This window comes from Brevundimonas sp. EU05-FHT14B11, from assembly GCF_058790835.1.
Window position 1 is genome coordinate 1,359,479 of sequence record NZ_JBYTCY010000001.1, and the last position, 25,634, is coordinate 1,385,112.

At 70.3% G+C, this 25,634-nt stretch carries 20 protein-coding genes; 13 read left to right on the forward strand and 7 right to left on the reverse strand.

Annotated elements, in window-relative coordinates:
• Positions 1–2 precede the first annotated feature (2 nt).
• The 4 genes from AC3WRV_RS06795 (at position 3) to AC3WRV_RS06810 (ending at position 5,795) form a co-directional block, all read left to right on the forward strand.
• The gene (locus AC3WRV_RS06795; protein ID WP_492312627.1) at positions 3–1,316 is read left to right on the forward strand and encodes a GDSL-type esterase/lipase family protein; all 1,314 of its coding nucleotides are present in this window, start codon (positions 3–5) and stop codon (positions 1,314–1,316) included.
• Complete coding sequence (locus AC3WRV_RS06800; protein ID WP_492312628.1) at positions 1,316–2,731, forward strand: MBOAT family O-acyltransferase; 1,416 nt, start codon at positions 1,316–1,318, stop codon at positions 2,729–2,731. The genes AC3WRV_RS06795 and AC3WRV_RS06800 overlap by 1 nt, the downstream gene beginning before the upstream one ends.
• Positions 2,732–2,746: 15 nt before the next feature.
• The gene (locus AC3WRV_RS06805) at positions 2,747–3,265 is read left to right on the forward strand and encodes a hypothetical protein (protein WP_492312629.1); all 519 of its coding nucleotides are present in this window, start codon (positions 2,747–2,749) and stop codon (positions 3,263–3,265) included.
• Between the two features lie 76 nt (positions 3,266–3,341).
• A complete protein-coding gene (locus tag AC3WRV_RS06810; RefSeq protein WP_492312630.1) occupies positions 3,342–5,795 on the forward strand; it encodes an alpha/beta hydrolase family protein in 2,454 nt (817 codons plus the stop codon).
• 140 nt (positions 5,796–5,935) lie between these two features.
• On the opposite strand, the gene AC3WRV_RS06815 is transcribed toward AC3WRV_RS06810, so the two are convergent.
• Positions 5,936–6,676 (reverse strand): SDR family oxidoreductase, encoded by a 741-nt coding sequence (locus AC3WRV_RS06815; RefSeq protein WP_492312631.1) that lies wholly within the window; start codon positions 6,674–6,676, stop codon positions 5,936–5,938.
• A gap of 94 nt (positions 6,677–6,770) precedes the next feature.
• Here AC3WRV_RS06815 and AC3WRV_RS06820 point away from each other — a divergent pair, with 94 nt between their 5' ends.
• A complete protein-coding gene (locus AC3WRV_RS06820) occupies positions 6,771–7,667 on the forward strand; it encodes an AraC family transcriptional regulator (protein WP_492312632.1) in 897 nt (298 codons plus the stop codon).
• A 4-nt stretch (positions 7,668–7,671) separates the two neighbouring features.
• Here AC3WRV_RS06820 and AC3WRV_RS06825 read toward each other — a convergent pair whose 3' ends face one another.
• Together AC3WRV_RS06825 and AC3WRV_RS06830 are read right to left on the reverse strand one after the other, a co-directional pair.
• Complete coding sequence (locus AC3WRV_RS06825) at positions 7,672–9,348, reverse strand: alkaline phosphatase D family protein (RefSeq protein WP_492312633.1); 1,677 nt, start codon at positions 9,346–9,348, stop codon at positions 7,672–7,674.
• 10 nt (positions 9,349–9,358) lie between these two features.
• Positions 9,359–11,872, reverse strand: a complete 2,514-nt coding sequence (locus AC3WRV_RS06830) for a TonB-dependent receptor (protein WP_492312634.1) — start codon at positions 11,870–11,872, stop codon at positions 9,359–9,361.
• Between the two features lie 247 nt (positions 11,873–12,119).
• Between AC3WRV_RS06830 and AC3WRV_RS06835 the strand changes: the two genes are divergently transcribed.
• The 4 genes from AC3WRV_RS06835 (at position 12,120) to AC3WRV_RS06850 (ending at position 16,111) form a co-directional block, all read left to right on the forward strand.
• On the forward strand, positions 12,120–13,532 hold the full coding sequence (locus AC3WRV_RS06835) for a circularly permuted type 2 ATP-grasp protein (RefSeq protein ID WP_492312635.1): 1,413 nt from the start codon (positions 12,120–12,122) through the stop codon (positions 13,530–13,532).
• Complete coding sequence (locus AC3WRV_RS06840; protein WP_291833381.1) at positions 13,532–14,464, forward strand: alpha-E domain-containing protein; 933 nt, start codon at positions 13,532–13,534, stop codon at positions 14,462–14,464. The genes AC3WRV_RS06835 and AC3WRV_RS06840 overlap by 1 nt, the downstream gene beginning before the upstream one ends.
• Positions 14,464–15,288, forward strand: a complete 825-nt coding sequence (locus AC3WRV_RS06845; protein WP_291833378.1) for a transglutaminase family protein — start codon at positions 14,464–14,466, stop codon at positions 15,286–15,288. Before AC3WRV_RS06840 ends, AC3WRV_RS06845 begins: the two co-directional genes overlap by 1 nt.
• A gap of 73 nt (positions 15,289–15,361) precedes the next feature.
• Entirely contained in the window at positions 15,362–16,111 is a 750-nt protein-coding gene (locus AC3WRV_RS06850) for a proteasome-type protease (RefSeq protein ID WP_492312636.1), read from the forward strand.
• Here the strand turns inward: AC3WRV_RS06850 and AC3WRV_RS06855 are convergent.
• Positions 16,108–16,368: a DUF2798 domain-containing protein gene (locus AC3WRV_RS06855; RefSeq protein ID WP_291833372.1), complete on the reverse strand. Its 261-nt coding sequence runs from the start codon at positions 16,366–16,368 to the stop codon at positions 16,108–16,110. The genes AC3WRV_RS06850 and AC3WRV_RS06855 overlap by 4 nt on opposite strands.
• Positions 16,369–16,593: 225 nt before the next feature.
• On the opposite strand from AC3WRV_RS06855, the gene AC3WRV_RS06860 reads away from it, so the two are divergent.
• Together AC3WRV_RS06860 and AC3WRV_RS06865 are read left to right on the forward strand one after the other, a co-directional pair.
• Positions 16,594–17,052, forward strand: a complete 459-nt coding sequence (locus AC3WRV_RS06860; protein ID WP_492312637.1) for an acyl-CoA thioesterase — start codon at positions 16,594–16,596, stop codon at positions 17,050–17,052.
• A 37-nt stretch (positions 17,053–17,089) separates the two neighbouring features.
• Positions 17,090–18,493 carry a glycoside hydrolase family 47 protein gene (locus AC3WRV_RS06865; RefSeq protein ID WP_492312638.1) on the forward strand — a complete coding sequence of 468 codons (1,404 nt, stop codon included), beginning with the start codon at positions 17,090–17,092 and terminating at the stop codon, positions 18,491–18,493.
• Here the strand turns inward: AC3WRV_RS06865 and AC3WRV_RS06870 are convergent.
• Positions 18,490–20,112 carry a sensor histidine kinase gene (locus AC3WRV_RS06870; RefSeq protein ID WP_492312639.1) on the reverse strand — a complete coding sequence of 541 codons (1,623 nt, stop codon included), beginning with the start codon at positions 20,110–20,112 and terminating at the stop codon, positions 18,490–18,492. The two genes, AC3WRV_RS06865 and AC3WRV_RS06870, sit on opposite strands and share 4 nt — an antisense overlap.
• 96 nt (positions 20,113–20,208) lie before the next feature.
• Entirely contained in the window at positions 20,209–22,557 is a 2,349-nt protein-coding gene (locus AC3WRV_RS06875) for a GH92 family glycosyl hydrolase (protein WP_492312640.1), read from the reverse strand.
• Positions 22,558–22,707: 150 nt separating this feature from the next.
• On the opposite strand from AC3WRV_RS06875, the gene AC3WRV_RS06880 reads away from it, so the two are divergent.
• Positions 22,708–23,595 (forward strand): hypothetical protein, encoded by an 888-nt coding sequence (locus AC3WRV_RS06880; protein WP_492312641.1) that lies wholly within the window; start codon positions 22,708–22,710, stop codon positions 23,593–23,595.
• 7 nt (positions 23,596–23,602) lie between these two features.
• Here AC3WRV_RS06880 and AC3WRV_RS06885 read toward each other — a convergent pair whose 3' ends face one another.
• Positions 23,603–24,427, reverse strand: a complete 825-nt coding sequence (locus AC3WRV_RS06885; protein WP_492312642.1) for a DUF2306 domain-containing protein — start codon at positions 24,425–24,427, stop codon at positions 23,603–23,605.
• A 168-nt stretch (positions 24,428–24,595) separates the two neighbouring features.
• Here AC3WRV_RS06885 and AC3WRV_RS06890 point away from each other — a divergent pair, with 168 nt between their 5' ends.
• Positions 24,596–25,597 carry a helix-turn-helix domain-containing protein gene (locus tag AC3WRV_RS06890; protein WP_492312643.1) on the forward strand — a complete coding sequence of 334 codons (1,002 nt, stop codon included), beginning with the start codon at positions 24,596–24,598 and terminating at the stop codon, positions 25,595–25,597.
• The last annotated feature ends 37 nt before the right edge of the window (positions 25,598–25,634 follow it).

The window sequence follows — 25,634 nt, forward strand, 5'->3', positions numbered from 1 at the left end:
CCGTGAGAGCGGCGCTCGGCGCGCTGATCGCAATCCTTCTGACCGCCGCGCCCGCCGCGGCCCAGACCGCCTATGTGGCGACGCCGTCGCTGGAGCCCGGCGCGGGCGTCTGTCCGGGCGGGCTGTGCCAGGCCGAGGCGCTGGTCCCGGTGTTCGAGGCACTGAGGGCGCCCGAGATCGGCGACGACGGCGCGCCGGTCCATATCCTCCAGATCGGCGACAGCCACACCGCGGGCGACCGCATCACCGGCAAGCTGCGTGCGGACCTGCAGGCGCGGTTCGGCGCCGGGGGGCGGGGTGTTCTGCCGCCCGGCCTGCCCTATGCCGGCTATGGGCCCTATCAGGTTCAGGTGGCGGCCGAGGGCTGGACCACCGAGGTCGCGCCGCTGGCCGCTTCGGGCGCGACCGCCTTCGGTCCGTTCGGCGCGTCGGGCATGCGGGGCCGGGTGGCGGCGGGCGATGTTCTGGAGCTGCGCTTTGATCCGGCGGCCGAGCCCGCCTGGCTGGAGGTCTGCGGCTGGCCGCGAGGGCCGGGCGCGGGTCTGATGGTCGAACTGGACGCCGAGGCCCGGACGGTGGACCTCAATACGGCCGGGGACGGGGGCGCGGCCTGCGTGTCCCTGCCGCAGTTCGAGCGCGCCGTGAGCACGGTCCGGCTGCGGGGGATCGGGGCCGGGGTGACGCTGAGCAGCGTGCTGACGGCGCGGGACGGCTCGGACCTGAAGGTCAGCGAGGCGTGGACGGCGCGGGTGCGGCCGGGGGTGGTGGTCTCCAACCTGGGCGTCATCGGATCGACGCTGGCCGACTTCGCATCGCGGGACGAGGCGATGGTCGCCGCGGAACTGGCCGCATGGGCGCCGAAGCTGATCGTCCTGGCCTATGGAACCAACGAGGGTTTCGACGACGCCCTGGATGGCACGGCCTACGAGGCCCTGCTGCGCGGCCAGATCGCGCGGATGCGGCGGCTGGCGCCGGGGGCGTCGCTGATGCTGCTGGGGGCGCCGGATGCGCAGCGGAGCGGGGCGACGAACGGGTGCAGCGCCGACGGGACGCGGGCGCCGCCGCCCCAGCTGGCGGTGGTCCGGGACGTGCAACGCCGGGTCGCCGCCGATCTGGGCGTCGCGTTCTGGGACTGGCACGGACGAATGGGGGGAGACTGTTCGGCCGATCGTCTGGCGCTGAGGGCCGAGCCCTTGATGCGCGGCGACCGGGTCCATTTCACGAGCGCGGGGGCCGACTGGATCGGCGGCGTCCTGTCCGGCGACCTGATGGGCGCCTATGACCGCTGGAAGGCGGAACAGGGGAGCGCGCGGTAGTGCTGTTCCCCACGCTGGCCTTCGGCGTCTTCTTCCTGTTCGTCTATTTCACCACCTGGTCGCTGGATCGCGAGAACGGGCGGCGCAAGCTGTTCCTGCTGCTGGCCAGCTGGTTCTTCTACGCCCAGTGGGACTGGCGCTTCGTCGGCCTGCTGATCCTGTCGGCCGTGCTGAACTGGGGCGTGGCGGCGCTGATCGCGCGCCGGATGGAGCGGGACGGGCCGGAGGCGCGGCGGGCCTGGCTGGTGGGCCTAGGCGTCGCGGTCAATCTGATCATCCTGGGCTTCTTCAAATACTACGGCTTCTTCGTCGAACAGGCCGGCGACCTCTTGGCCCGGTTCGGCTGGGAGCGGGACCTGCCGCTGCTGCAGATCGTGCTGCCGGTGGGGATTTCCTTCTTCACCTTCCAGGGCATCAGCTACGTCGTGGACGTGCATCGCGGGAAGACGCCGCCGGCGAAATCGCTGCTCGACGTCATGCTGCTGATGAGCTTCTTCCCGCATCTGGTGGCGGGGCCCATCGTGCGGGCGTCGGACCTGCTGCCCCAGTTCGAACGGGCGCCGCGGCTGACGCGGGAGATGGCGACCCACGGCCTGCTGCTGATCTGCTGGGGCCTGTTCAAGAAGACGGTGATCGCGTCCGAGCTGTCGGTGAACCTGGTCGATCCGGTGTTCTTCGACCCGTCGGCGCATTCGGCCATCGACATCGCGGCGGCGGTCTACGGCTATGCGGTGCAGATCTACTGCGACTTCTCGGCCTATTCGGACATGGCGATCGGGATCGCGGCCCTGCTGGGCTATTCCTTCCCGCGCAATTTCGACCAGCCGTACCGGGCCAACTCGATGCAGAGCTTCTGGCGGCGGTGGCACATCAGCCTGTCCAGCTGGCTGCGCGACTATCTGTATGTGCCGCTGGGGGGCGGCCGGAAGGGACTGGCCTCGTCCTGCATCAACGTCTTCATCACCATGGTGCTGGGCGGGCTGTGGCACGGGGCGGCGTGGACCTTCCTGGCGTGGGGGGCGCTGCATGGCGGGGTGCAGATGGTCGAGCGGCTGGGCCGGGCGGTGCTCGGCGACCGCAAGGTGATGCCGACGGTGCTGGGCGTGCTGATCACCTTCCACATCGTCTGCCTGGGCTGGATCCTGTTCCGGGCCGAGACCTTCGAGCTGGCCATGGCCATGCTGGCGGGGCTGGGCCGGGTCGGGCCGGTGACGATGCTGACGCCGCTGCTGCTGACGCTGATCGTGGGCGGACTGGCCATGCACTGGCTGCCGCCGCGCGCCATCGAGGGCGTGGCCGAGCGGCTGAAGACGGCGCCGTCGATCACCCTGGGCCTGCTGATCGGGATCGCCATCCTGCTGGTCGAGGCGGTGCGGCCCGAGGGCGTGGCGCCCTTCATCTATTTCCAGTTCTGAGGCGTTGAAGCGACAATGACCGACGACAGGGACAAGACGGGAGAGGGCGGGGTTCCGCTGGAGCCCTTCCCGACACACCGGCCGGAATCGCCCTTCCCGCCGCTGTACGAGAGCCTGCCCGCGCAGACCCCGGCCGATCCGCCCAGCGACTGGATCCAGAGCGCCGACGCCCACGACCTGCCGACCCGCGAGAACCGGCTGGCGGCGCTGGGCCGGTTCGCGTTTCCGCCCGCCCCGCCGCTGGACGACGAGGGCGTGGCCGCGCGCGACATGCGCTGGACCAGCCGGACGCTGGTGATCGCGACGGCCTTCCTGCTGGTCTTCAACGCCGTCTCGCCGCTGAACTGGTCGCACCAGCAGGCGCCGGGCTGGGTGTCCGAGACTGTGGAGAAGGTGTCCGAGGCCTGGGTCGGGCAACTGGCCCTGCTGGGCGTGGACATGCCGCGCCAGGGGCTGCGCGACGCCTGGTTCACGGCCAAGGACGCGCGCTTCGTGGGGCAGGACCCGGTGCCGCCTCGATCCGATACACTGTAACAGTAGCTTGACCGAAGCCTCGCCGCGCCCCTAGCGTGCGGCCGCCCGCATGTGGCGGGGGCTTAGGGGCTATCTCATGCGTCATCGTCTGCTTGGCCGGGCCCTGCCCGCCTTCGTGCTTCTGGCCGCCCTCGCGGGACCGGTGGCGGCGCAAGAACCGCTAGCCTACCAGCAGCCGCCGTCGCCGATCGCGGAGATTCTCGACACCAAGCCGACGCCGAGCTCGAGCCTGTCGCCCGACCGGACGACGCTGGCGCTGTACGACCGCTCGAACCTGCCGCCGATCGCCGAACTGGCCGAGCCGATGCTGCGGCTGGGCGGCTACCGCATCAATCCGCGCAACAACGGCCAGGCCAACAGCCGCACGACCTGGCTGACGGGCCTGAGCTTCCAGCCGGTCGCGGGCGGCGCGGCGCGGACGGTGCAGCTGCCCGCCGGCGCCCGCTTCGTGTCGCCGTCGTGGGCGCCGGACGGCAAGTCGGTGGCCCTGCTGATGGACGCGCCGACGGGCCTGGAGCTGTGGGTCGTGGACGTGGCCTCGGGCCGGTCGCGCAAGCTGACCGAGCCGCGGGTCAACGCCGCCGCGGGCGCCGCCTTCGACTGGACGCCGGACAGCGCCGGCCTGGTGGTGCGGCTGACGCCCGAGGGCCGCGGCGCGGCGCCGGACGTGACCCGTCCGCCCGCCGGCCCCATCGTGGCCGAGAGCATGGGCCGGGTGGCCCCGGCGCGGACCTATCAGGACCTGCTGACCGACGCGGGCGACGAGGCCCTGTTCGATCACTACTTCACGTCGCAGCTGACCTATGTGCCCCTGAACGGACGGGGGACGCGCGCCCTGGGCGAGCCGGCGGTCTATCTGGGCGCCAGCACCTCGCCGGACGGACGCTATGTGCTGACCACGACGGTCAAGCGGCCCTACAGCTATGTGGTGCCGGCCAATCTGTTCCCGTCGCAGACCCGGGTCATCGACCTGCAGGGCCGCACGGTGCATCAGGTCTCGGACCTGCCGCTGCGCGACAACATCCCGACCCCTTTCGACGCCGTGGCTCCGGGTCCGCGCTCGGTGCAGTGGCGCGCCGACGCGCCGTCGACCCTGGTGTGGGTCGAGGCCCAGGACGGGGGCGATCCCCGCACCGCCGCCGAGATCCGCGACCGGGTCTTCATGCTGGCCGCGCCGTTCAGCGCCCAGCCGACGACCCTGATCGACCTGAAGGAGCGCTACGGCGGCGTCACCTGGGGCGATGCGGACACGGCGCTGGTCAACAGCCGCTGGTTCAACACCCGGCACGAGACCCGCTATGTCGTCGATCCCTCGCGTCCGGGGACCGGCCGGGTGCTGCTGGAGCGGAACTATCAGGCGCGTTACGACGATCCGGGTTCGCCCCTGACCGAGCCCAACGCCCAGGGCTTCAACGTGGCCCGCTTCACCGCCGACGGTCGCCTGCTGATGACCGGCGCGGGCGCGACGCGGGAAGGGGAGTATCCCTTCCTGGCGGCGATGGACCTGAACACGGGCCGGTCCGAGCGGCTGTGGACCTCGGCCAGCGGCGAGTTCGAGAGCGTCGTGGGCGTGCTGGATGACGGCGCGCGGCGGCTGGTGACGCGGCGCGAGACCCGCAACGATCCGCCGAACCTGTATGTCCGCAACCTGGACGGCGCCGCGCCGGACGCCCTGACGACCTTCCCCGACCCGGCTCCGCAACTGGCGGGCGTGTCGCGCCAGACCATCACCTACGCCCGCGCGGACGGGGTGCAACTGTCCGGCACGCTGTATCTGCCCGCGGGCTATGACAAGGATCGCGACGGCCCGCTGCCGCTGGTGATGTGGGCCTATCCGGCCGAGTTCACCGACGCCGCCGTGGCCGGTCAGGTGGTGGACACCGCCAACCGCTTCGTGCGCCCGGGCGGGTCCAGCCACCTGTTCCTGCTGACCCAGGGCTATGCGGTGCTGGACGATCCGTCCTTCCCGATCATCGGCAAGGACGGGGCCGAGCCGAACGACACCTATATCGCCCAACTGACCGCCGACGCGCAGGCGGCGGTGGACGCGGTGGTGGCGCTGGGCGTGGCGGACCGGGACCGGATCGCCGTCGGCGGGCACAGCTACGGCGCCTTCATGACCGCAAACCTGTTGGCCCACACCGACCTGTTCCGGACCGGCATCGCGCGCTCGGGCGCCTATAACCGGACCTTGACGCCGTTCGGCTTCCAGTCCGAGCAGCGGACCTATTGGGAGGCGCCGGAGACCTACAACGCGATGTCGCCCTTCGCCTATGCCGACAAGGTCAATGAGCCGATCCTGCTGATCCACGGCGAGGCGGACGACAACTCGGGCACCTTCCCGGTCCAGTCGGAGCGGTACTACGCCGCGCTGAAGGGCAATGGGGCGCAGGTGCGGTACGTCGTCCTGCCGCTGGAGGCCCACGGCTACCGGGCGCGGGAGTCGGTCGGCCATACGCTGTGGGAGATGACCCGCTGGCTGGACCAGTATGTGAAGAACGCGGGGCCGCGAGCGGCGGGCGGCCAGTAGCTCCGTTCTCCCTCCCCTCCTGGGGAGGGTGGACCGCGTAGCGGTACGGGTGGGGAGCGGCGCGCTCGGATACGAACCCCACCCTGTCGGCGCTGCGCGCCGACATCCCTCCCCATGAAGGGGAGGGAGAAGGTCTGCGATCAGTCCTGCCGGGCGAGAGCCACCGCGTCCGGACCGGCGGGATAGCTGAGGCGATCCGAACCGTCGGTGGCGGCCTGCCAGACGGCGCTCGCCACGTCCGCCGGGACGGTCACGATGGCCGGCCGGAAGCCCGCGAAGACCGTCTCGGCGAACGGGGCGTAGGCCGGCGGGATCAGGCCGTTCATTCGGTCGCCCGAGTTGTCGGTGAAGCGCGTCGAGGGGCCGTAGCCCGGTTCGACCAGCTTCACGCGCACGCCGAAGCCCTCAAGTTCATGGGCGAGGGAGGCGGTGAAGCCCTGGACCGCGGTCTTGCTGGCCGTATAGCCCGCCACCAGCGGCATGGGGGCCAGGGTCACGCTGGACGTCACATTGACGATCACCCCAGAACCGCGCTCACGCATGTCGGGCAGGAAGGCCTGGGTCACGGCCATGGTTCCGAAGGTGTTGGTCTCGAACACCTCGCGGACGGTCGCCATCGGCGTGGCCTCGAAGGCGCCGAGCAGGCCGATGCCCGCATTGTTGACCAGCACGTCGATCGGTCCGGCGGCCTGGACCAGGGCGGCGATGCTGTCGGGGCGGGTCACGTCGAGCGGCAGCAGGCGCAGGCGGTCCGAGGCGGGGAAGAGATCCGGGCGCGGGGTGCGCATGGTGGCGATGACGGTCCAGCCCCGGTCGAGGAAGTGGAGCGCGGTTTCGAGGCCGTAGCCGCTGGAGCAGCCGGTGATGAGCACGGTCTTCATGGGGGTGATCCTTGTGTTTGACCTCATCAGGCTAGCGGGCCGTATCAGGACGTTATACGATCTGTAGTCCGGATTTTATTTGTAATCGTCCAGAATGAGCGACCCCCTCTCTGAAATCATCGGCCTGCTGAGGCCCCGGACGGTGTTCGCCAAGGGCATCAGCGGGGCCGGGCGGTGGGCGGTTCGCTACGCCGAGTTCGGCCATCCGAGTTTCTGCACCGTGCTGGAGGGCCGGTGCCGGCTGGAGGTCGCGGGGCAGGAGCCGGTCGTGCTGGAGGCGGGGGACTTCATCCTGCTGCCCGCGACACCCGGCTTCGTGCTGTCGGGGTTTGAGCCGGCGACGCCCCGGCTGATGGATCCGGACGAGGCCGCGCCGGGCGGGGAGTTGCGGCATGGGACGCCGGACGGACCGGCCGACGTGCGGCTGCTGGGCGGCTATTTCGCGTTCGACGCGCCCGACGCCGCCCTGCTGGTGTCGCTGCTGCCGGCGCTGATCCATGTGCGGGGGCCGGGGCGGCTGTCGGCCCTGGTCGAGCTGGTCGCCGACGAGGCCCGCGCCGACCGGCCCGGGCGGGAGCTGATCCTGGCCCGACTGGTGGAGGTGCTGCTGGTCGAGTCGCTGCGGTCGGCGCCGGGGGAGGGGACGCCGCCGGGCCTGCTGCGCGGACTGGCGGACGCCCGTCTGGCGGCGGCGATGCGCGGGATGCACGGCGAACCGTCGCGGGCCTGGACCGTGGAGCAGCTGGCGCGGACGGCGGCGCTGTCGCGATCCGCCTTCTTCGACCGGTTCACCCGCGCCGTGGGCATGGCCCCGATGGAGTATCTGCTGGCGTGGCGGATGGCGCTGGCCAAGACCCTGCTGCGCGCCCGAGACCTGGCCTTGGACGAGGTGGCGCAGCGCGTCGGCTACGGCTCGGCCAGCACCTTCAGCACCGCCTTCAGCCGCTACGTCGGCCAGCCGCCCGGACGCTATGCGCGGGCGGCGGGCTGACGGATCAGGCCTCGACCAGCGGACCCAGGCCCGTCGCCGTCTTCGCCACGGTGAAGGTCTTCAGCGTCCGTTCGCGATAGGGCTTGGCCACGATGGTGGAGACGGTGCGCAACTCGGCCTTGGCCGCCTGCGGCGTCAGGGTCAGCAGGACGTAGCCCTTGGCCGTCTGGTCGCAGAGGACGACCTCGGGGTTGGCGGCGTTCAGGGCGGCGCCGAGGGGCACGCCGGGGACGTGGTCGCCGGGGGAGGGGCTGGAGATGGAGCTGGTCCCGAACTCGACCGCGCGGCGCGTGCCGCCGGCGTCCTTCAGGTCGTTGACCCAGAAGGCGTGGCTGTCGCCGGCCAGGACGATGGGCTCGACCCCGGCCTCGGCGAAGGCCGCGTAGAGGCGCTCGCGGCCGGCGGGATAGCCGTCCCAGCTGTCGAGGTTGAAGGGCACGCCAAGGCTGAACAGCTGCTGGGCCTGCTGCACCTGGGCCCGGATCTCGGGCTTGAGGCTGGCCATCAGGGCCATGATCTCCAGGCGCGAGGCCAGTTTGGAGATGTCCGGCCCCTGCACGCGGGCCATGACGACCTGGTTGCCCAGCACCTGCCACGGCCGGCCGGCGGCCCTGGAGGCCTGCAGGGTGGTCTTGATCCAGTCCCGCTGGCGATCGCCCAGCAGGTCGCGGGCCGGGTCGTTGCGCCTGGCCTCGAAGGCGGCGAGGTCGGGGCCGGCGGCGGTCATCGGCATGTCGGCGGCGTAGGTCAGCTGCGCGTTGCGCGCCGTCAGGCGGGTCTCGACCATCAGCAGGCTGGCCAGGTCGCCGAAGTCGAAGCTGCGGTAGATGGCCTCTTCGGTCAGGCCGCCTTCCGGTTCACGGATCGGCATCCACTCGAAATAGGCCTTCAGCGCCGCGGCCTTGCGGGCGCCGAAGTCGCCTTCGGTGGCGGGCGTGTGGTTCTCGGCGCCCATGGTCCAGGTGTCATTGGCGACCTCGTGGTCGTCCCAGACGCAGATGAAGGCGGCGCGGGCGTGGGCTGCCTGCAGGTCGGGGTCGGTCTTGTACTGGGCGTGCCGCTGGCGGTAGTCGGCCAGGCTGACGATCTCGTGGGCGGGAACCGGGGCGCGGTTCAGGGCCGCGCCGTGGTCCATGCCGTAGTCGCCGGGCTCGGCCCCGTATTCGTAGATGTAGTCGCCGAGGTGGACGACCGCGTCGAGGCGTTCCAGCTTCGAGATGGCGTCGTAGGCGTTGAACAGGCCGCCCGGGTAGAGCTGGCACGAGACGACGGCCAGAACGGTCTCGGGATTGGCGCCGACGGGCAGGGTGCGGACCCGGCCCTGCGGCGAGCGCGTCTCGCCCGAGGTGAAGGCGTAGCGGTACTCGACGCCGGGCTGCAGGCCCGTGACGGGGATCTTCACCGTGAAGTCGCGCTCCGGCCCGGTCTCGACCGTGCCGCCCGCGACGGCGGCGGAGGCGTCGCCGTCGCGCCAGACCGACCAGTCCACGCGGATGTTGCGCGCCGACGGATCGGACGGGGTCACCCGCGTCCAGATGACGGCGCCGTCGGCGCGGGGATCGCCGGAAGCGACCCCGTGCTGGAAGGCGACCGCCTGGGCGGAACGGGCGGCGGCGGGCAGGCCCGCGCCCGCCGCGCCGGCGCCGATGAGACCGAGAAGGCCGCGACGGTGAAGGGTCATGCGCCGGGCCTCAGTACTTGACGCCGAAGACGACGCCGACGGTGCGGGGCTCGCCGGCGATGAAGGTCGGCATGCCCAGCGCGTCGCCGGTGTTGCCGGCGTCCTTGATGAACTTCTCGTCCAGCAGGTTGTCGGCGAAGGCCTCGACCGACCAGGCGCCGCCGTCCGGCGCGTAGCGCAGGCGCAGGTTCAGCAGGCCGTAGCTGTCCTGGACCTCGTCCACGATCAGGTCGGGGACCAGGTTGCGGGCCTGCAGGTCGGTGCGGTCGTTGTCGTCGTCGAAGAAGACTTCGGACTGCCAGCTGTAGGTCGGCTGGATCCGGAGGGAGCCGCCGGCGACCGGCAGGGTCCAGTTCACGCCGATCGAGGCGCGGTGGTCCGGCGACAGGCGCAGGCGGTTGCCGTCGTAGATGCCCGCCTTGAAGCGCGAGTGGTTGTAGCTGTAGGTCCCGAACACCTCGACCTGATCGCCGACGGCCCACAGCGCCTGGCCTTCGAAGCCGTAGGCCTCGGCCTTGCCGGCGTTGGTGACGACGAACTGGACGCCGTCCTGGACCGTCGTCTGGAAGTTCTCGTAGTTGTAGAGATAGACGGCGCCGTCGAGGCGCAGGGTGCGGTCCATCAGGGCGGCCTTGGCGCCGATCTCGAAGCTGTCGACGCTTTCGGCGTCGACTTCCTTGAAGGTCACCGCGCCGCCGGGGGCCGACGGACCGGCCTGGGCCAGCACCTTGGGACGGCGGCCGCGGGCGTAGTTGGCGTAGAGGTTGGCGTCATCCGACAGGGCGTAGCGCGCCGTCAGGCGCCAGGTGACGCCGTCGTCTTCCAGATCGCCGTAGGTGAAGTCGCCGTTGTTGGCGGTCGGCTGGGCGGTCAGGCCGAACAGGGGCAGGACGCCGGCCGGCAGGTTGACCGCGCCCGGGGTCGCCAGGCCGCCGAGCAGCGCCGGGATCTGGGCCGGCGGAACGGCGCCGGTCTGGATCGCCAGCAGGCCGCCGAGGATCGAGCGGCTCTGGACGCTGGAGGCGTAGCCGGTGGTCTTCTCATCGCGGGTGAAGCGGATGCCGGCGGCCACCTCGAAGCGGTCGGTGATGGCGTAGGTCGCGTCCGCGAACACGTCGAACGACGTCAGCTCCGAGGCGTTGATCGGCGTCTCGATATGGGCGGCCTTCAGGTTGGCGGCGATCGCCGGGGCCAGGGCGCCGGCGCCCAGCGGGGTCAGCAGCTGGGTGATCACGCCTTGCGCGACCGTCGGATAGGCCGCGGCCGGCAGGGTGTTCTGGCCGACGGCGGCGGGATTGCCGTCCAGCACGCCCGACAGCTGGGCCAGGGCCATGCGCTCGTCGAACTGGGTCGGGGTGCGCTGATAGCCGTCCTCGGAGAAGTAGCCGGCGCCGACGAAGCCGGAGAAGCGGCCGCCGTTGTCGTAGTTGAGGCGGAACTCCTGGCTGGTCTGCTCGCCATGGGCCTCTTCGGCGGCGGTCAGGATCGGCAGCGATACGCCGTCGGCGTCGAAGGTCTCGTACGAGTTGAACTCGCGGTAGGCGGTGGTCGAGGTCAGGGTCAGGCTGTCCGACAGATCCCAGGACACGATGCCCGTCACGCCCCAGACGTCGCGGTCGAGGCCCAGTTGCTTGCCGCCGTCGAACAGGGCCGAGGGCGTCAGGGCCGCGCCCGTCCAGGGCTCGCGCGTGCCGAGGACGGCGCCGGTGGCCGGATCCTGCGGCGTGAAGGCCAGCGACTTGAACGCGGTGCCGGCCGAGTCGTCGGTCTGATAGTTGGCGATCACGTCGATGCGCAGGCCTTCGGCGGGGCGGAAGGCGCCCGACAGGCGCAGGGCCTGGGTGTCGAAGCTGTTGTAGTTTTCGCCGCCGAGCAGGTTCTGGATGTAGCCGTCGCGGGTCTTGCGGCGGACGGCGAAGCGGATGGCGGCGGTGTCGCCGATGGGCGCGTTCACCACCAGGTCGCCGATGGCGTAGGAATAGTCGCCCAGGCCGATGCGGCCCGAAGCGGCCCACTCGCCGATCACGGCCTTGTTCTGGATGACGTTGACCGCGCCGATCAGGGCGCCGCGGCCGTAGAGGGTCGACTGCGGGCCCTTGGCCACCTCGACACGCTCGATGTCGAACAGCTCGACATAGGAGCCGCGCGACTTGGAGATGGAGACGCCGTCCTGGAAGACCGAGACGCGCGGTTCAGCGGTGGCGGCGCCCGAGTCCGAGGTGATGCCGCGCATCACGAAGCCCGGGTTGTTGGGCGACTGGTTCTGCACCAGGAAGCCGGGGGTGAAGGCCGACAACTCCTCGAAGTCCTGCACGCCGAGGCTCTCGAGGCGCTCGCCGGAGTAGGCGGTCAGGGCGAAGGGCACCTCGACGGCGCTCTGCTGACGCAGCTGGGCGGTGACGACGACCTCGTCCAGCTGGGCGGCGGCGGCCTCCTGGGCCGAAGCGGTTCCGGCCAGGGCCCAGACGACGCCCAGGGCGCTGGCGCCGAGCAGGATGGACGGACGTTGAACGCGATGAATCATGACGGGGCCCCCGAGGTGAGGAGCCCGACCTAGCGGGGCTGTATGCCGTCGAAGCGACGGTGCGACGACCGGGAGGTGAAGCTGGCGCGTCGTCCGCGTGACCTTCGCTCCGTGGACGGCGGACCCGCGCGCGCCAGGCCGCTTCGGAAGAGCCCGCCACGGCTGAACCTTTGCCGCAGCGCAACATTACTGTTGCGCCAGCGTCGCTTGTCGGGTCACGCTGCAAATTCATTGCGGTGGGAGCGGCATGGCCTTCGACGAGATGTCCGGTGACGGTGGAGACGTCCGCGAAAGCTATCGCGGGCTGGCGCGCTGGCTGGCGGACGCGCCGGAGGGCCTGCTGCAGGCGCGCTCGCGCCAGGCGGAACTGTTCTTCCGGCGGATGGGGGTCACCTTCGCGGTCTATGGCGACGCCGAGTCCAGCGAACGGCTGATCCCCTTCGACGTGGTGCCGCGGATCATCGGCGCGACCGAATGGGCCGGGCTGGAGAAGGGGCTGATCCAGCGGGTGTCGGCGATCAACGCCTTCCTAGCCGACATCTATGGCGCGCAGGAGTGCATCAAGGCGGGGATCGTCCCGGCCGAGCTGGTCCTGACCAATCCGCAGTACGCGCCCGAGATGCAGGGCCGCCGCCCGCCGCGCGACATCTGGGTGCAGATCGCCGGCGTCGACCTGGTGCGCACGGGCGAGGACGGCTTCTACGTGCTGGAAGACAACTGTCGCACGCCGTCGGGGGTCTCCTACATGCTGGAGAACCGCGAGATGATGATGCGGCTGTTCCCCGACCTGTTCGCCGACTATCCGGTGCGGCCGGTCGAGACCTATGCCGACATGCTGCTGGCGTCCCTGCGGGCCTGCGCGCCCGAGGCGGCGGGGGCGGACCCGACCATCGTGGTGCTGACGCCCGGACCGTTCAACTCGGCCTATTACGAGCACAGCTTCCTGGCCGACAAGCTGGGGGTGGAGCTGGTCGAGGGCCGCGACCTGTTCGTCGACGACGGCCGGGTCTTCATGCGCACGACCGAGGGCCGCAAGCAGGTCGACGTCGTCTATCGCCGCATCGACGACGCCTTCCTGGATCCGCTGACCTTCCGCCCGGACTCGGCGCTGGGCGTGCCCGGGCTGATGACCGCCTATGAGGCGGGGACGGTGACCCTGGCCAATGCGGTCGGCACCGGCGTGGCCGACGACAAGGCCGTCTACACCTACATGCCGGAGATCATCCGCTTCTTCACCGGCGAGGAGCCGATCCTGAAGAATGTGCCGACCTGGCGGTGCCGCGAGCCTGAGGCGCTGAAGCACGTGCTGGCCAACCTGGGCGACCTGGTGGTCAAGGAGGTCGGGGGATCCGGCGGCTACGGCATGCTGGTCGGACCGGCCGCGTCGAAGACGGAGATCGAGGCCTTCCGCAAGAAGCTGATCAACGATCCCGACGACTTCATCGCCCAGCCGACGCTGGCCCTGTCGACCGCGCCGACGCTGGACAAGGGCGAGCTGCACGGGCGGCACGTCGACCTGCGGCCGTTCGTGCTGTCCAGCCCCGAGGGGGTGAAGGTGGCCCCCGGCGGCCTGACGCGGGTGGCGCTGAAGCCCGGCTCGCTGGTGGTGAACTCCAGCCAGGGCGGCGGGACCAAGGACACCTGGGTGCTGGACGTCTGATGCTTTCGAGAACCGCAGACAGCCTGTACTGGACCGGCCGCTATATCGAGCGGGCGGACTTTCTCGCCCGCATCCTGGAGGCCACCATCCGGCTGGCCGCCATTCCGACCCGGGGCGACGGAGACGCCGAGACGGTGTGGGCCAGCGCGCTGGCCTCGGCGGGGGCGCCCAAGGCGCTGGGCCGGTCGCCGACGGAGAAGTCGGTGCGCGAATACCTGGCCTTCGCGCCGGACAACGCCTCGTCGATCACCGCCTGCATCACCCGGGCGCGGACCAATGCGCGCTCGGTGCGCACCGCCCTGACGGTCGAGCTGTGGGAGGCGATCAACGGCGCCTGGAATGGGCTGGCCGAGCAGGGGCAGCCGACCCGCCGCGACGACTTCGGCCACTTCCTGGAATGGGTGAAGACGGTCACCCTGTCGGTCGAGGGCGCGGCCTCGCGGACCATGCTGCGCAACGACGGCTACTATTTCCTGCGCCTGGGCGCGGCGATCGAGCGGGCCGACAACACCGCCCGCCTGCTGGACGTGAAATACCACCTGCTGCTGCCCGAGGGCGAACGGGTGGGCGGGCAGCTGGATTACTTCCAGTGGACGACCCTGCTGCGCGAGGTGTCGGCGCTGACAGCCTATCGCTGGGTCTACCGGGACTCGGTCAAGCCGTGGCTGGTGGCGGACCTGCTGGTGCTGAACCGGCAGATGCCGCGTTCGCTGGCCAGCTGCCAGACCTCGATCGTGCGCTATCTCGAACGGCTGGCCAGCGACTACGGCCGGCGCGGTCCGGCCCAGCGGCTGGCGGCGGAGCGGATGCGGGCCTTCGAGACCTCGAAGATCGAGACCATCTTCCAGGCGGGCCTGCACGAATACATCCAGAGCTTCCTCGCCGAGAACGGTCGGCTGGGGCAGGCCATCACCGAACAGTACCTGAGCTGATGCGCATCCGGATCGACCACGCCACGACCTACGCCTACGACCGGGCGGCCCGGTTCATCATCCAGACCCTGCGCCTGACGCCGCGCTCCAGCGAGGCGCAGACGGTGCGCGACTGGCAGGTGGAGACGGACGTGGACGCCCGCCTGCGCCGCTCCGAGGACGCCTTCGGCAACATCGTCCACGCCCTCTATACCGAGCAGCCGACCAAGAGCCTGACGATCCGGGTGACCGGCGAGGTGGTGACCAGCGACACGGCGGGCGTGATCCCGCCGGACCAGGAGCGGCTGTCGCCGCTGGTCTTCCTGCGCGATACGGACCTGACGAAACGGGACAAGCTGATCTCGGTCTTCGCGTCCGAGTTCCAGGCCCATCCGCCGCTGGACCGGATGCACCGGCTGATGGCCGCCATCAATGGATCGGTGGCGTTCGAGGTCGGAGTGACCACGCCGACGAACACCGCCAGCGAGGTCCTGGCCCTGGGGCGGGGGGTCTGCCAGGACCACGCCCATGTCTTCATCGCCTGCGCCCGCCAGATGGGCGTGCCCGCCCGCTATGTCTCGGGCCATCTGGCGCGGCGCGACCGGGCCGATCAGGAGGCCGCCCACGCCTGGGCCGAGGCCTGGATCGAGGGTCTGGGCTGGGTCGGCTTCGATCCGGCCAACGGCGTCTGCCCGACCGAGCGCTACGTCCGCATCGCCACCGGCCTGGACTATCTGGGCGCCGCCCCGGTGCGCGGGGCCAGCTACGGCGGGAGCGGAGAGACGCTTGCGGTCCGCCTGACCGTACGTGATGCGGACATGCAACAGGGCCAACAGCAGGCGTAGCCGTGGGGTCGTACGTCGCGGGAATCTGTTACGGTCGGGCGAATTCTGACGTTCGCGGGATACGACACGTCCAATGACCTACTGCGTGGGCCTGCTGGTTGATGAGGGGCTGGCGATGATCGCCGACACCCGCACCAATGCGGGCGTCGACAACATCTCGTCCTATCGCAAGCTGCATGTCGTCGATCATCCAGGCGAGCGCGTTTTGGCCGTGGCCACGGCGGGCAATCTGTCGGTGACCCAGACGGCGCTGGCCATGGTTCGCGAGGGCGTCCACCTGAACGTCGGCGAAGAGCCCGAGACGCTGGAGAACGCCCCGTCGCTGTTCCGCTGCGCGCAACTGCTGGGCCACGCGCTGCGCAACGTGCGCCAGTCGATCGCCCCGGCGCTGGAGGCGGACAGCCTGAACACCTCGGCCTCGATGCTGCTGGGCGGCCAGATCGCCGGCGGGCCGATGCAGCTGTATCTGATCTACAGCCAGGGCAATTTCATCGAGTGCGGGCCCGACACCCCCTTCATGCAGATCGGCGAGGCCAAATACGGCAAGCCCATCCTGGTCAGCGGCCTGCGCGGGAGCACGCCGCTGGCCGAGGCGGTGAAGCTGGGGCTGATCTCGTTCTCGACCACGATGCGCAGCAATGTCGGCGTCGGCGCGCCCTTCGACATGCTGACCCTGCGCCGCGGCATGATCAGCGGCGACGAGCGCCGGATCGAGGCGGACGATCCCTATTTCGAGGATCTGCATGACCGCTGGACCCGGGCCCAGGCCCAGGCCCGCGCGGCCATGCCGGAACCGCCGTGGATGATGGCCGCGAATCCCTAGCGGCCGCCGGGTTCGACCATCCAGCCGACGATGCGGCGAACGACCGGCAGGATGGCCAGCAGGACCGGGAAGGCCACGACCCAGGACAGGCCCCACGAGGGCAGCCACGTCGCCGGGAAGGCCGGCGACAGGCCGAGGCCGCGCAGCGTCGTGATGGCCGAGACCACGCCGCTCATGATGACCGACAGGACCAGGGGCTGGACGACAGCGTTGTAGCGCGCCGGCAGGCGGCGGAAGACGATGATGGAAGGGTGCATTGAGCGTCTCTGTTGGAAAGGGTCGTCGGCCATGTCGCATCCGCCGGAGATCCGGCTGCCCCGGCCGCGACCGGGAGGGATGCGTTGTCTGACGTGAGACGCTTACGGCCGCCCGGAGGCGACGGGGCGGTGTCTAGAGTATGTGCGAACGAATCGCAAGTGGCGGCGGCAGAGTCCGGCGCGGCCTGCTTGCGTTAACGGTCTGAAGCCGCCTAGCCTGTCGCCATGCCCGCCTTCGAAACGCCCTCGACTCCCGCCGATTTCGTCTTCTTCGAGCCCCTGCGCGTGCGCTGGGCAGAGGTGGACATGCAGGGGGTGGTCTTCAATCCGAACTACCTCGTCTACGCCGACGTCGCGATGGCCGAGTATTTCCGGGCGATCGGCCTGCCGGGGCATGAGGGGACGACGGGCCTGGGGATCGACATGTTCGCGGCCGGGGCGAAGCTGGACTTCCGGGCGTCGGCCCGTTGCGACGAGATGCTGAGGCTGGGCGCGCGGATCGAGCGGTTCGGACGCAGCTCGTTCCAGCCGCGGGTGGGGATCTTCCGGGACGACGAACTGCTGGCCGATGTCGGCCTGACCTATGTGTGCGTCGCGCTGGACGGGTCGCGTAAAGCCGTGCCCGTCCCGGAGGCTTTCATCGAGGCGGTGCGGGGCCTGGAGGGGCGGATCCTCCGCAGCTGAGCGGTTGCGACGCCTGCCGCCCGCGATAGGGTGGGGCATGATCCAGTCTCTGAACCGCCGTTACGCCCTGACCCTGATGGGCGGCTCCGCCCTGGCCGGCCTGAGCGGCCTGCCCGCGAACGCGCAATCCGGATGGCGGTCCGAGGACTGGGCCGCCCTGGGCGCCGATGTGAAGGCCGAGTTCAAATGGGCCTGGGACCACTATGTCGACAAGGCGTGGGGCCGGGACGAGATCAATCCGGTTTCCGGCACGGCGCGGTCCTTCTTCATCGAGGGCCATGACCTGGGCCTCTCGCTGGTCGAGGCGCTGGACACCCTGTGGATCATGGAACTGGACGAGGAGTTCCAGGCCGGCGTCGACTGGGTGAAGGCGAACCTGAACTTCGACATCGACGACTATTCGCAGGTGTTCGAGACCAACATCCGTCTGGTCGGCGGGCTGATCTCGGCGCACCTGGCGTGCGGCGATCCGGTGCTGCTGGACAAGGCGAAGGACCTGGCCGACCGGCTGATGAAGGCCTTCGACGCCTCGCCGCACGGCCTGCCGTACCGCTATGTGAACCTGAAGACCGGCGCGGTGCGCGACCCCGAGACCAACCTGGCCGAGATCGGCACCTATGCGACCGAGTTCGGGGTGCTGGGCCAGCTGACCGGCGACAGCCGCTACTATGCGGCGGCCAAGCGGGCGATGAAGCACGCGCTGGACATGCGCTCCGACAAGGGGCTGATGGCCGCCAACATCCACGCCGAGACGGGGCTGTTCATCAGCCGCAACGCCTCGATCGACGTCTATGCGGACAGCTTCTACGAATATCTGTGGGACAGCTGGGAGCTGTTCGGCGACGCGGACATGAAGCGCTGGGCCGAGGAGTGCATAGGGGCCATGGTCGCGCACCAGGGCAAGCGGTTCGACGGCCGCCTGTGGTTCCCGATGGTGGACTATGAGACCGCCGAGACGACCGCGTACTCGCAGACGGTGCTGGGCGCCTATCTGGCCGGGCTGCTGGGGCAGGTGGGTCAGAAGGCGGCGGGGGACGACTTCCTGGCCACCTACACCGAGATGCAGGAGCAGTACGTCATCATCCCGGAATCGACGGATGTCCGCACCCGCACGCCGCGCGGCAAGGGCACCGGCCTGCGGCCCGAGTTCGCCGACGCCTGCCTGAACCTGTGGCTGGGTGACCGGGACGACCGCTACCGCGCGCTGACGGCCATCCACTACCGCAACATGAAGGCCACCTCGAAGGCGGCCTATGGCTACACCTCGCTGAAGGACATCACGACGCGGCCGATGGAGCAGGGCGACAACTGCCCCGGCTACTGGTGGTCCGAGCAGATGAAGTACTACTTCATCCTGTTCGCCGAGCCGAAGCGGGTGGACCTGAACCGGCTGCAGCTGAGCACCGAGGCGAACGTGCTGCGCGGGTTCGTGAAGGCCTAGGCCTGCGCCTTGTCGTTCGCCGCCTCGTCCGCATGCGGCAGCGGCAGGGTGACCCGGAACAGGCTGCCCTTGCCGGGCTCGCTCTCGACCTGAAGGCGACCGCCCATGACGGTGGTCAGGCCGTGGCTGATGGCCAGGCCGAGGCCGGCGCCGTCGGTGGAGCGGGTGGAGGACTCGTCGGCCTGGCTGAAGGCGGTGAACAGGTCGGCGACGACCTCGGGCGCCATGCCCGGGCCGGTGTCTTCGATCTCGAAGATCAGGGCGTTGTGGGTTTCGCGGGCGCGGACGGTGACGGTTCCATCGGTGGTGAAGCGGACCGCGTTGTCGATGAGCGGTTCGACCAGGCGGGCGATCTGGCCCTCGTCGCCGAGCCGGGACGTCGGAGCCTTGGCCTCGATCCTGAACTTCAGCCCCTTAGCGGTCGCGCCGCCGCGGTAGTCCGTGGCCATCTGGCGCAGCAGCTGGTCGGGACTGAAGGGGCGGGGGTGCAGGGCCACCGCCTCGTTCTGCAGCCGCATGGCGACCAGCAGGTTCTCGATCAGCCGCAGCTGGGCCTTGCCCGCCTCCTTGAGCACGGCCATGCGGTCGCGCTGCTGCGGTGTCAGCAGGTCGTCCTCGATCACCTGCGCCATGCCCAGGACGCCGTTCAGCGGGGTGCGCAGCTCGTGGCTGATGTTGGACAGGAAGCGGGACTTGGCGGCGCTGCCGGCCTCGGCCTTCTCCAGAGCCTGAGCGAGGGCCTGTTCGCTCTCGCTGAGGCGACGCACGTCGTCGGCCACGCGGCGGAACAGCAGGGCGGCGGCCAGCAGGGTGGCGACCAGCAGGATCAGCATCAGGGGGCCGGCCTCGCGCAGGATGCGGGCGCCCGGCGCCTCGTGCGTCCAGACGATCCAGCCCAGGGTCCGGCCCTCGATGTCGCGGATCGCCACGGCGGTCTGGTGGCCGCGCAGGGCCGGGGCGCCGGCGCCGGGGCGATAGGCGGCCTGCTTGAGGCCGAGTTCGGTTCCCAGCGGCTCCACCACCGTCTCGAAGGGCTTGAAGGAGACGATGATGGGATCCGCGGCGGGGACCGGGCCCCCGTCGGTATGGCGCACGACGGTCGAGGCCGCGGCGAGCCAGGTCCGGCCCTCGACGCCGATCACGGCGCTGCGCAGGCGGACGGCCTTCATGTCCACGGCGGACCGGTCCCGGACAGCCGCGCGGTTCCGGACGTCAGTGACGAGGGGCGCGGCGGCGTGGGCGAAGGGCTGGGCCGGGTCGGCGCCCGCCGCCTTGCCCGCGAGGCTGACGCGGATCAGGCGGCCCTTGTCGTCATAGGCCGCAGTCGCGGCGTGGCCGCTCTGGACCGCGAAGAAGGCCCCGAGGTGATGGTCGATCCAGTCCGCGTCATGGGCGACCAGACGCAGGACCGCCTCGTCCCAGATGGTGCCGGCGGTCAGGTCGGCGGTGACGCCCTTCAGCGCGCCGGCCACCCTCAGCTCGACCAGGTGCTGTTCCTTCTCGCGCTGGTGGGCGTCGATGGCCGAACCGACCACGGCCAGCACCGCCAGCATCCCCAGACTGGCCAGGGCCACAAGGAGGATCGCGACCCGAAAGGTCGTCCATGTCCGGCTACGCAACACGCACACTCCACACCTGGCCGCCTGTACGCGCGGCCATCGACGGCGGCGTTATGAACGGCGAGGGTGAACGCGGGGTTAGCCCTGTGTGACGGATCAGCGTCCGGGGGCGCTCATCGAATACGGCCGCTCCGCCTCCGTCGTTCCCCATGTCAGGTTCGGCTCGGTCCCCATGACGAAATGGAGCTCGCCTCCGGCCTGGATCTCGTCGTGGCCGATCCAGGTGCGGTCCAGCGGGCGGCCGTTCAGGCTGACCGACTGGACATAGAGGTTCTCGTCCGAGAGGCCCTCGGTCGAGATGACGAAGCGGCGACCGTTGGGCAGGTTGAGGGCGGCGCGCGACACGAAGGGACGGCCGATGACGTACTGGCCCGAGGCCGGGGTGACCGGATAGAAGCCCAGCGCCGTGAACATCAGCCAGGCCGACATCTGGCCCACGTCGTCATTGCCCGCCAGGCCGTCGGGCCGCGAGTGGTACTGGCTGTCCATGATCTGCTTGAGCCGCGCCTGCGTCCGCCAGGGAGCGCCGGCGAAGACATAGGCGTAGGCCGAGTGGTGGCTGGGCTCGTTGCCGTGGATGTACTGGCCGATCAGGCCGGCGATGTCCTCGGCGTGGGAGTAGTCCAGCCCGGTGTTGTCGTGGTCGAACATGGCGTCCAGCCGGGTGATCGCCGCCTGATCGCCGCCCAGGGCGGTGACCAGTCCGGCCATGTCCTGCGGCACGAACCACGAATACTGCCAGGCGTTGCCCTCGGTGTAGTCCGAGCCGTAGTTGATGGCGGTCGGGTCGAAGGGCGTGCGGAAGCTGCCGTCGGCCAGACGGGCGCGGACGAAGCCCGTCTCGGTGTCGAAGGTGTTGCGCCAGAAGCCGGCGCGGCGGTCGAACGTCCGCTGGACATCCGTGCGGCCGAGGCGCTCGGCCATGCGGGCGATGGTCCAGTCGTCATAGGCGTATTCGACGGTCTTGGACGCCGCCTCGGGCTCGCGGTCGATGGGCACCCAGCCCAGGTCCATGTAGTCGCCCAGCCCGCCGTAGGGCCGGTAGCTGGCGCTGGCCACCATGGCGTTCAGCGCCGCCTCGCCGTCGACGCCCTCGACGCCCTTCAGGTAGGCGTCGGCGATGACCGGGACGGCGTGGTAGCCGATCATGGTCCAGGTCTCCTGACCCGCGAACGACCAGACCGGCAGGATGCCGTAGGGGCTGACCTTCTGCGCCGCGATCAGGGAGTTGATCATGGCCGCGTTGCGGGTGTCGGGCTGGACCAGGGTCAGCAGCGGATGCTGGGCGCGGAAGGTGTCCCACAGGCTGAAGGTCGAGTGGACGGTGAAGTCGGACTGGTGGACGGCGTTGTCCGGTCCGCGCCAGCGGCCGTCGGCGTCGCCGTGCACCGACGGCGCGATCAGCGAGTGGTAGAGGGCGGTGTAGAGGCCGGCGCGCATCTCGGGCGCGGCCTCGATGTCGACGGCGCCCAGCGCCTCTTCCCAGGCGGTGCGGGTGCGGGCGCGCACGCCGTTGAAGTCGAAGTCGCCGCCCTCGCTGTCGAGGTTGCGGATGGCGCCGTCTTCATCGACCGAGGAGACCGCGACCTTGACCAGCAGCGGTCCGGCGATGGAGCCGAAGTCGAAGGCGGCCTCCAGCGCGCGGCCCTGGACCTGGGCGCGGTCGTCCATGGCGCGGCCCGGCTGGCGGAAGCCGTTGTAGGGGATGTTCTCCTCGCGGTTCTGCAGCTGGTAGCCGACCATGGGGCGCGAGAAGCGCATGGCGAAATAGAGTTGGCGGCCGGGGGCCCAGCCGCGCGTCTCGCGGAAGCCGGTGACCGTGCCGTCCGGGCGCACCCGGATGCGCGACCAGAGCACCTTGCCCGGGTAGTCGTAGATGGACGGGCGGAAGTCGAGCAGGATGCGGGCCGGCTGGGCGCGCGGGAAGCTGTAGCGGTGCAGGCCGACGCGGACGCCGGCGGTCAGCTCGGCGCGGACGCCGGAATCGGTCAGGCTGACGGCGTAGTAGCCGGGGTCGGCGACTTCGGAGGCCTTGTTGTAGCGCGAGCGGTAGCCCGAACCGGGCTGGGCCGGATCGCCCGCGTCCCAGCGCACCTCGCCCGAGATCGGGGTGAGCAGCACGTCGCCGAGATCCGAGTGGCCGGTGCCCGAGAAATGGGTGTGCGAGAAGCCGAGGATGGTCGGGTCGTCGTAGCGGTAGCCCGCGGCCCAGTCATAGGACTGGCGGAAGGGCCGGAAGTCGGTGTCCGGGCTCAGCTGCACCATGCCGAACGGTGCGACGGCGCCGGGGAAGGTATGGCCCTTGCCCGCCGTTCCGATGAAGGGATCGACCGCCTCATAGGCCGTCGGCGGCGCGGTCGGCGCCTCCTGCGCGGTGGCGCAGCCGGACAGGGCCAGGGTCGCGAACACCGCCGCCAGGATGGTGTGATGACCGATCCGTCTCATGCCGAAGCCCTCCGCCCAGTGATCCCCCGAACCTAGGCAGGTTGGCCGGGCGAGGGAAGGCGGATGCGGGCGTGCTCGAGAGGACTGGCGTGATGATCGCGCCGGTTGTTTACTGCCAAATTCTCGCTCGCTGAACGCTGGACACCGAACATGGCCTTCGTCACCGCCTTCGCCGCCGCGCTGGCCCTGGGCCTGCCGCCGCAGGACGCGGTCCAGGATCCTCCGGCCACGACCCTGGACGAGGTCGTCGTCGAGAGCCGGACCCTGAGGGAGACGGTCGACAGCTTCGTCGAAGGCGTCATCGCCGCGCCGATCGGTCGGGCGCCGGCCCGGTGGCACAGGAAGGTCTGCGTCGGGGTCGCCAATCTTCGGCGCGACGCGGCGCAGGTCATCGTCGACCGGGTGTCGGCGGTCGCGCTCGAGGCGGGGCTGGAGGTCGGGGAGCCCGGCTGCAAGGCCAATATCCTGGTCGTGGCCAGCGACGACGGCGACGCCATGGCGCGCGCCCTCGTGGAGGCGGCCCCGCTGGCCTTCCGCCCCGGATACGCCGGCGCCTCGCGAAGCGGGTTCCAACTGCAACGCTTTCAGGAGGGGGGCGCGCCGGTGCGCTGGTGGCACGTCAGCATCCCGGTGACGGATGACGGACAGATCGCCGTGCGAATGCCGGGGGACCCCGGGGCGCCGGTCATTCCGCAGGAGAACAGCCGGTTGCGGACCACCCTGCGCAATAATCTGCGCAGCGCCTTCATCGTGATCGATCTGCCGCGCGCGTCCGGCCTCAACTTCCAGCAATTGGGCGACTACATCGGCATGGTGGCGATGGCCCAGATTGATCCGGAGGCGGAGACGGCGGCCTTCGACACCGTGCTGAACCTGTTCGAACCGGGCCGTCAGGTCGAGGGCCTGACCGGATGGGACGCCTCCTATCTGAAGTCGCTCTATGACGCCGAGCTGAACCGCAAGCTGCTGAACCAGCAGACGGGCGAGGTGGGCCAGCTGATGTTGCGGGACCAGCAGGCCGCGACCCGGCCGGAGTGACGGCGGCTCAGCCGGTCATATAGGGCGCCCACATGAAGGCGATCGCGCCGAAAACGCCGATCGCCGTATAGGCCGTGGCGGCGACCAGCAGCAGGGCGGCGGCTGTCTTCATGACCGGATTGGCGGTCCGGGAGGCGGCGAAATAGATCTCCAGCAGGGCCAGCGGGATCAGATAGCTGCCGAAGGTCAGCACGACGTCGGCGGGGCCGGACATGTTGTCGGTCATGCCGACCGGTCCCTTGTTGACCACGACCCAGCCCATCAGCCCGACCCGCAGGAACCAGACCCCGCTGACCACCATGAAGGTGCGCATGGCCCAGCGGCGGTGCGTCTCGAAGCGCCGTTTGACGGCGTGACGCCAGGCCAGCCCTCCGAAGACGAGGATCAGCAGGCCGTTGATCAGGATGGCGACGGCGGAGATGGTCGACAGATAGGTGCCGCGCACGACCGCCAGCCAGACGCCGCTCAGGGCCATGAAGCCGCCGATCACCAGGAAGCACCGCCCGGTCCAGCGGTGCAGGGCCGGGAGGCGGCTGCGGATCTGCGGGACCAGCTGCATCAGGCCGGCGAGCGTCACGACGGAGGCCAGCAGGACGTGGGCGGCGAAGACCAGATTGCCGGTGTGGTCGCCCTCGACATAGCCGTCGATCAGGGGCTTGTCGTTCCAGCCCGCGAAATTCCCGGTCGCGGTGCGAACGCCGTAGAAGACCAGGATGAAGCCGATGAAGGCGATCTGGCCGACGGCGGCGACCAGGAACCAGAGGACGCCGGACCAGCGCAGCAGTTTCGCGGCCGCGTTCCGGACCGGCGTGGATGAAGGGGTGTTCGACATAGGCTCTCCCGATGACGCCTCGCATGAGGTCGTCGGCAGGCTCGCGGCGTGGGCGGACGGCGTCTCGCCGATTTGGAATTCGACCAGAACCTGTTCGCGCGGGACCGGCCCCGCTGGACGGGACCGTCGCTTCAGGTCATCAATCCGGCGAGTTTCGGAAGGGCCGGGATGTCCACGCTGACAGTGCAGAGCGCGCCGGGGGGCAGGTTGCTGTCGTCGTGGCGGTCGCTGGACCGGCTTCACGTCCACGCCGTGATCACGGCCCTGTCCTTCGTCAGCTATGTGCTGGGCCGGCTGCTCGACGGCGGCGCCGGGACGGTCTTGGCCGTCGGCGGCGTGGGGGCCTGCGGATGGGCCTGGCTGCTGACGCGCGCCCTGTTCGACGCCGAGCCGCACGATGCCCGCTGGCCGCGGGTGGTGGCCGTGATCATCCAGCTTTCCGGCGCGGCGGCCATCCTCCTGCCGGACGGGAGCGCGGCCGCCGGGATCGCCGAGAACAGCTATGTGCTGTGCGGGTCCGCCGCCCTGCTGCTGACCTTCGTCGAGCCGTTCAGCCGCCGCCGGCCGGGACTTCCGACGTCCGAGACGCGGTTCCGGATCGTCTTTCTGGTGGTCTACACCCTGCTGGTCGCCGTCTCGATCCTGGGGTTGCGCAGCGCGGGGGGCGGTCAGGCGGAGGCCGACCGGATCGAGCTGATCAAGGCCGCCTGCGCCTTCGCCGGACTGTGGGCGTGCGGAGCCGCGGTCTGGTTCCGGCTGACCCATCCGCTGGAGCGGGACAGCCACGGGCGAACCGCCCGGCGGGCCGCGACGACCGAGGACCTGCGGCTGGCCGAGCGCCTGCAACGCCTGCTTCGCGAGGAAGAGCTGCACACCGAGCCGGACCTCCGGATCGCCGACGTCGCGGCGCGGCTAGGAGAGCCGGAATACCGGGTGTCCCAGTGCATCGCCGGCCTGGGCTTTCCCAACTTCAACCGGCTGATCAACCATCACCGCATCCGGCGAGCGAAGGCCCTGCTCGCCGACCCCGCCTATCGGGGATCGATCCTCGAAATCGCCTTCGACTGCGGGTTCGGCTCGCTGGGCCCCTTCAATCGCGCCTTCCGGGACGAGGTCGGGATGACGCCCCGCGCCTTCCGCAAGTCGAACGAAGAGGCCGCGGGCGCGTAGGCCTGAGGGCTGTCAGCAGGCGAACGAAACCCCGCCG